3 protein-coding genes are annotated in these 1392 nt (G+C 37.5%); 1 reads left to right on the top strand and 2 read right to left on the bottom strand.

What is annotated here, in order from left to right:
* The first annotated feature begins 141 nt into the window (after window positions 1-141).
* Window positions 142-267: a hypothetical protein gene (locus F6K13_RS33255; RefSeq protein ID WP_275670282.1), complete on the top strand. Its 126-nt coding sequence runs from the start codon at window positions 142-144 to the stop codon at window positions 265-267.
* Between the two features lie 176 nt (window positions 268-443).
* Here the strand turns inward: F6K13_RS33255 and F6K13_RS33250 are convergent, their stop codons facing one another.
* Window positions 444-809, bottom strand: a complete 366-nt coding sequence (locus tag F6K13_RS33250; RefSeq protein WP_124143338.1) for a DUF1818 family protein — start codon at window positions 807-809, stop codon at window positions 444-446.
* A gap of 3 nt (window positions 810-812) precedes the next feature.
* A partial coding sequence (locus F6K13_RS33245) for a hypothetical protein (RefSeq protein WP_375340696.1) occupies window positions 813-1392 on the bottom strand: 580 nt, incomplete at its 5' end.

Here is a 1392-nt window from a genome sequence, read left to right as displayed (position 1 = left end):
CTCTTCGATACTTTTGTGTGGTTCTAGCTTTAACAATCTCGGCATGGCGATCGCCCAACTCTTACTATTCATCCCTTAATTTATCAGGTTTAATTTTTTTATACCGATGCTACCGGATTTGATATAACTATTAATTAGGGTTTGCTGAATAAAGTTTTTTTTGCTGGGGTAGGAGACAGGAGACAGGAGACAGGAGACAGGAGATATGGAAACGAGCAAGGAGGTAGGAGTAAGAATTGTAAGAATGATTTTTATGCCCAACTATGAGCCTAAAATACTAACTTTTTGAGCATGAAGAGCTGAAAAATTTGCACTTTTTTCGACCCCAAAAAGGCACTTATCTTTGTATGTCAATGCTTTTAGATTTAATCAGAAAGCCCTAATAATTAATAATTATTAATTATTAATTGTTGAACCCTTCCTTCTTCCTTCTGCTATGTGAGTTAAAAAATTTTCAACATTTGTGCTGCTTGGACTAAACCAGGCACAGCTTGTACAGGCCATTTTCCTTCTGCCCTGCGCCCTTGATTTAAAATGAACTGAACAGTATAACTTTCTGGAAACCCTTCTACCTGCATCCAGAGCAAATCACTTTCAGCTTCGCAGACTATTCTCTCTTCATCCATCAACTCATCTGCCATCTGGTTTATAGCTTTATTTAACTGGTCTAATAATCTGCAAAAATCCTCAAGTTCTCCTTCTGTTAGTTCTATTGACCACTCATTACCAGCAACTAAACCCTTAAATCTTTCTGCTTCAGGATTCAACCCTAACCGCCAACCAGCTCCACTTTTGACTATTCGTCCCATTTTTTATGGCCTCAGCAAATCTGCATCTCCCGGTTGGGGAATAATTGGCGCTCTAGGATTTGAACGTCCAGAGTTATCTCTCTGATATACATCTGGTATTGATGGAGGGTTAGGATCGCCACTAAAAATATTTACTAATCTATTAACTAAAGTTTCTCTTTGAGAGCGAGTTAAACTTTGAATAGCTTCACGATCGCCCTCCATTGGATTTTCAGTTAAAGTATTCTTTCCTGGATATACCGATGATTGTAGATAATCATTCGCCCCAAGGTAATCTGCTAATGTTAATTTCCAGTCAAACCGATAATTGGGAGGACGACCTTTCACATATAGATGATACCGAATTAAACGTGACACTAGAGTTTCTTCAGTATCTACTTCACCCGTTTCTTGAGATATATAATTATTTTCTAATGGCAAATCTGGTATTTTTTCATATACAAATGGCCAAACCTCTGTAGCTCTAACTCGCTGTTGGACAAGTTTTATTGAGTCTTTAAAATTTTCTTGGTCTATAACTTTTTTTAACTGATAATGAGTAGAAGGGTTTGCTGTAATCGCCAGAGAAGTCCATAACCCTTCA

Origin of the sequence: Okeania sp. SIO2B9 (genome assembly GCF_010672505.1) — a bacterium.
GTDB classification, from domain to species: Bacteria; Cyanobacteriota; Cyanobacteriia; order Cyanobacteriales; family Microcoleaceae; genus Okeania; species Okeania hirsuta.
Note: the sequence above shows the minus strand (reverse complement) of the source record. Positions and strands in the feature narration are given on the sequence as shown.